6 protein-coding genes are annotated in these 5,385 nt (G+C 59.9%); 5 read left to right on the forward strand and 1 reads right to left on the reverse strand.

Annotated features, from left to right (window positions below):
• Positions 1-2,074: catalase/peroxidase HPI (katG, locus tag ACJWXQ_RS09180; protein WP_406672648.1), on the reverse strand; the 2,074-nt coding region annotated here is incomplete at its 3' end.
• 353 nt (positions 2,075-2,427) lie between these two features.
• On the opposite strand from katG, the gene ACJWXQ_RS09185 reads away from it, so the two are divergent.
• The 5 genes from ACJWXQ_RS09185 to ACJWXQ_RS09205 form a co-directional block, all read left to right on the forward strand.
• A complete protein-coding gene (locus tag ACJWXQ_RS09185) occupies positions 2,428-2,901 on the forward strand; it encodes a hotdog fold domain-containing protein (protein ID WP_346051389.1) in 474 nt (157 codons plus the stop codon).
• 122 nt (positions 2,902-3,023) lie between these two features.
• Positions 3,024-3,914 carry a DUF4382 domain-containing protein gene (locus ACJWXQ_RS09190; RefSeq protein ID WP_406672649.1) on the forward strand — a complete coding sequence of 297 codons (891 nt, stop codon included), beginning with the start codon at positions 3,024-3,026 and terminating at the stop codon, positions 3,912-3,914.
• A 101-nt stretch (positions 3,915-4,015) separates the two neighbouring features.
• Positions 4,016-4,627, forward strand: a complete 612-nt coding sequence (locus ACJWXQ_RS09195) for a class I SAM-dependent methyltransferase (protein WP_346051393.1) — start codon at positions 4,016-4,018, stop codon at positions 4,625-4,627.
• Positions 4,628-4,629: 2 nt separating this feature from the next.
• Entirely contained in the window at positions 4,630-4,980 is a 351-nt protein-coding gene (locus tag ACJWXQ_RS09200; RefSeq protein ID WP_346051395.1) for a DUF2200 domain-containing protein, read from the forward strand.
• Positions 4,981-5,132: 152 nt separating this feature from the next.
• The coding region (locus ACJWXQ_RS09205; protein WP_406672650.1) for a hypothetical protein at positions 5,133-5,385 on the forward strand (253 nt) is incomplete at its 3' end.

Below are 5,385 nucleotides of genomic sequence, written 5' to 3' on the forward strand. Positions count from 1 at the left end.
CCAGATCCACGCGGGTTCCCGTCCATTTCTTCTGGCCGGTCCCTCTGTCGACCCCTTCAAAGGTCTCGGCCTCTTTTGAGGTCGGCTTCCATTCCGTGCCCATGTCCAGGAGATTGACGAAGAAGTCGTTTGTCAGCTCACCGGGCCGGTCGGTGAAAACACCGTGCTGGGAATCACCCGTGTTGGCGCCCAGTACACGCATGCCACCCACCAGTACGGTCATTTCCGGGGCGGTCAGCGTCAGCAGATGGGCCTTGTCCAGCATGAGCTCCTCCGCCGGCACGGTGTAGCGCTTCTTGAGATAGTTGCGGAAGGGGTCGGCAACCGGCTCAAGCACCTCGAAGGATTCCGCATCCGTCTGTTCGGCACTGGCATCAGTTCGGCCCGGATGGAAGGGAATGCTGATCTTGTGCCCGGCCTTCTTGGCGGCTTCTTCAATGGCGGCATTGCCACCCAGCACGATCAGGTCGGCCAACGAGACCTTCTTGTTGCCGCCCGCACCGTCATTGAAGGACTTCTGAATGCCTTCCAGGGCATCCAGCACCTTTTTCAGCTCGGCCGGTTCATTGGCCTCCCAGTCTTTCTGAGGCGCCAGGCGAATCCGTGCGCCATTGGCGCCGCCACGCATGTCGGAGCCACGGAATGTGGCGGCCGAGCCCCAGGCCGTCTTCACCAGTTGCGGGATGGACAGGCCCGTGCCCAGGATCTCCTTCTTGAGCGCCTCGATATCCTTGTCGTCGATCAATTCGTGATCCACCGGCGGCACCGGGTCCTGCCAGATCAGGTCTTCTTTCGGCACCTCCGGTCCCAGGTAACGGGACTTGGGCCCAAGGTCCCGGTGCAACAGCTTGAACCAGGCCCGGGCGAAGGCATCCTCGAATTCCTTGGGATTGTCCCGGAAATGTTCCGAGATCTTGCGGTACTCGGGATCTTCCTTCAGGGACAGGTCCGTGGTCAGCATCATCGGCGGTACTTTCCTGGAAGCATCATGCGCCATGGGCAGCATGTCCTCATCCTCGATATTCTTCGGCTTCCACTGATTCTTGCCGCCGGGGCCTTTTTCCAGTTCCCAGTCGTACTTGAACAGCAGCTCAAAGTAGCCCATGTCCCAGCGGGTCGGCTCCTTGGTCCAGGCGCCTTCCAGGCCACTGGTGATGGTGTCATCGCCCTTGCCGCTGCCGTGCTTGTTCTTCCAGCCGAGCCCCATCTGCTCCATGGGGGCGGCTTCGGGCTCCGGGCCCAGGTTGCTGTCCGGCGCGGCACCGTGGGCCTTGCCGACCGTGTGTCCGCCGGCGACCAGCGCCACGGTCTCGTAGTCGTCCATGGCCATGCGCTTGAAGGTTTCGCGGATGTCATGGGCAGCCTTCTTGGGATCCGGCTCACCATCGGGGCCTTCCGGGTTCACATAGATCAGGCCCATCTGCACATTGGCCAGGGGCTCTTCCAGTTCACGCTCGCCGCTGTAGCGCTTGCTGTCCAGCCACTCTTTCTCCACGCCCCAGTAGATGTCTTCTTCCGGCGCCCAGATGTCTTCCCGGCCACAGGCAAAGCCGAAGGTCTTGAAGCCCATGGCCTCATAGGCCACGTTGCCGGCCAGGATGAGGAGATCCGCCCAGGAAATCTTGTTGCCGTACTTCTGCTTGATGGGCCAAAGTAGGCGATGGGCCTTGTCCAGGTTGCCGTTATCCGGCCAGCTGTTGATGGGGGCGAAACGCTGGTTGCCGGTGGCACCGCCGCCGCGGCCATCGCCACTGCGGTAGGTCCCGGCCGCATGCCAGCTCATGCGGATGAACAGACCGCCATAGTGGCCGTAATCCGCCGGCCACCAATCCTGCGACTGGGTCATCAGGTCCTTGAGGTCCTTCTTCAGGGCCTCGTAGTCCAGTTTCTTGAACTCCTCGCGGTAATTGAATCTCTCGCCCAGCGGGTTCGATTCCGCCGTGTGCTGGTGGAGGATGCTCAGGTTGAGCTGGTTCGGCCACCAGTCAATGTTGGTCGTGCCCTTGCCACGCTTGGTGGTCTGGGCCCCGTGAAAGACGGGGCATTTCCCTGCTTCCTTCATGTTGGCAGCCATACGATCACGCTCCTTGGAATTGCGGGTTGAATGGGTCACGGCATGGCATCTGACTCGCCAGCCGGGTCTTTGTACGCGACGCTCTCAGCCATTTCAGGCTGCGCCGCCCGGCCACTGTCCGCATTGACCGCCGACAATGGTCCGGTTTCCTGCTGTAACTGACCTAAAGTAATAGACCAGAGTTGCGATAGTTTCCAATGAATAGTTTGGATAGATTCGATTGTAATTAACGATTATGGGCCGCAGCCCCGGTGGGCGCCGGGGGTGTTATGGTTTGCGGCCTTGATCATGCATTCTGGTGTTCGCCTCCCTTGCAGGGGCGGTCCGTCAATTCAGTCTGGGAGTGAAAAACGATGAGTCAGCAGAACGGTACCCTGACCACCTGGCGCAAGCTCAGTCGCTACCCTGGTGGCCGCTGGCTTTTCTCCCGGGTCGTGGCCCACACTGCCCCGTATTTCGCCACCATCCGTCCCCGCATCCTCGAGCTTGAGCCCGGCCTCTGCCGGGTCCGCATCCGCAAGCGGCGGCGGGTCCAGAACCACATCGGCACGGTCCACGCCATTGCGATCTGCAACATGGCCGAACTGGCCGCCGGGGTCATGATCGAGGCCAGCCTGCCCCCGAGCCACCGCTGGATCCCCAAGGGCATGACCGTGGATTACCTCAAAAAGGCCGCCACCCACCTCACCGCCACCGCCGAGCTCGATCCCCTGCCCGCCTTCGGCGAGGGCGAGGATGTTCCCATCCCCGTCAGCGTCCGCGACGAAAACGGCGAGGAAGTGGTCCACGCCACCATCACCATGTGGGTGACGCCGAAAAAGACCTAGGAATTCTGCTCAATCCTGCGGCTCCGTGGTCAACGATAACGGCATTGATCCGTTATTCATCATGAGGGGGTGGAATTCTCCCGCCCCCCCCATTTTTTCTCAGACCAAGCAAGGAGCCCGCAATGAACAGACATACGCGTAATCTGCTCATGATCGCGGGGGGGACCTTGATGCTGGCCGGCTGTTTTGACGGCAGCTCCAGCGACGGAACGGGGACACTGTCCCTGGATATCACCGATGCCCCGGTGGATAACGCCACCGCGGTGGTGGTGGAGTTCAGCGGCGTGGAGATTCAACCCGCCGACGGCCAGCGCATCAGCTTTGAGTTCGATGAGATCCGCAGTATTGACCTGCTCACCCTGCAGGGCAACGACAGCGAGCCCTTGCTGGAGGGTGAGTCGGTGCCGGCCGGGGAATACGAGTGGATTCGCCTGCAGGTCAATGCCGTGGCCGGTACCGTGGATTCCTTCATCGAGTTCGAGGATGGTGGCCAGCATTCTCTGTTCGTGCCCAGTGGCTCCGAAACCGGTTTCAAGCTGGTCTCCGGTTTCACCGTGCCGGCCGGGGGTGCGGCGGATTTCACCATCGACTTCGATCTGCGCAAGTCGGTCACCAACCCCCAGGGCAAGCCGGATTACATCCTCAAGCCAGCCCTGCGTATGGTGAACAATGTCGACGTGGGCTCCATCAGCGGCACCGTGGCCGACGCCTGGGCGGCGGATGATGCCTGCTCGCCGGCGGTTTACGTTTACACCGGTCATGATGCCGAGGCCGGCAGCGAAGGCAGCGATAATCCACCCCTGACCTCCGCCCTGGTGGCGCTCAATGATGACAGCGGTGAGTTCGAGTACACCGTCGGCTTTTTGGAAGAGGCCGACTATAGCGCCGCCTTTACCTGCGAGGCGGACCAGGATGATCCGGAAGAAGGCAACGACATCGAATTCCTCCAGAAGCACAACAGCAGTGTGACTGCCGGCGAGGAAAGCACCGTCGATTTCGGGCCGGATGTCTGATCGCCTAATCCCAGCTAAGCAATCAGCGAAGGGCTCGGCCATCATGGTCGGGCCCTTTTTTTGCCTGGGCTCCCGCCGCCTTGGCGTGTAATCTGTGCGGCATGATCAGAAGCCTGCTTTACGACTGTCTGCTCCCCCGCCTGACCGCGCGCTGGTACCGCGCCGTGATTGAGCGCCTGCCCGAGGAATGCGAGTTGCTGGACGTGGGTATTGGCACCGCCGGCGCCTTGCTGGCCAATGCCGAGTTGCTCCGGGACAAGCGGATGTGGGTGAGGGGTGTGGACGTCGATGCCGACTATGTCGAGCGCGCCCGCCGCCGGCTGGCCAATTCAACGGTGGCCGACCGGGTCGAGGTGAGGCTGGAGTCCATTTATGACCACCAGGGCGGACCCTATGACGCGGTTTATTTCTCCGCCAGCTTCATGCTCCTGCCCGACCCCGAAGCCGCCTTGCGACATTGTCTGTCGCTCCTCAAGCCCAACGGCCGACTATACTTCACACAGACCATACAGACCCGGCCGTCACGTCTGATGGAGTGGCTGAAGCCCATGCTGAAACGGCTCACCAGCATCGATTTCGGCCGGGTCACCTATGAATCGGACTTCCGAAAGCAGATGGAGACCGCAGGCCTGGTCCTTGAGGAATTTTCCACGCTGTCGCGCCGTCAATCACAGGCCTATTGCCTTGCCGTTGCCAAGCCACGGGAGGAATGACCATGTCCAGGCACCCCATATTCGATATGTCTTTTGCCAAGGTCTATCCCCATTACGTTCAGAAGGCGGAGAAAAAAGGGCGTACCCAGGAAGAGGTGGATCAAGTTATCTGCTGGCTGACCGGGTATGAGCAATCAGGGCTCAAACAGCAGCTCGAGCAGGAAAAGAGCTTTGACCACTTCTTTGCCGAAGCTCCGGGGCTGAATCCCAATGCCTCGCTAATCAAGGGTGTTGTCTGCGGCGTTCGGGTGGAAGAGGTGGAAGACCCTCTGATGCAGAAGATTCGCTATCTGGACAAACTGGTGGATGAGCTTGCCAAAGGCAAGTCCATGGACAAGATCCTGCGCCAATAGTCCATTTTCTCGATCCAGTTGGGGTATGGCTGGGACTCTTCTCGGTTTAGGCATTTGCTGTTTGTTCTAATCGATAAATATGCATGATTTGCTTGAATGTTACCGTCAATCGCCTAGACTGAACGGGCATATTTGCGACTCAGGAGCGCGTGATGACTAAAGCCATCAAACAGGCAGAGAAGAATTTTAACCAGGCTCGACGTGGTTTGGTTTCCACCGTCAAGCGGGAATTCAAGGCCCTGGACCGGGAAATTCGCAAGCTTGGGCGGGACGTGAAGAAGTATTCGACCGCCATCAAACGTGAGATGCGGGCGCGTGATCAAGCGAAGCGAAAGCTTGAAAAATCCAATACCGTGGCGAATCGCAACGCCTTGAAAAAAGCCCAGGATGGGATTGCCGCTCTTC

Source organism: Natronospira sp. (assembly GCF_007134575.1).
GTDB classification, from domain to species: domain Bacteria; phylum Pseudomonadota; class Gammaproteobacteria; order Natronospirales; family Natronospiraceae; genus Natronospira; species Natronospira elongata.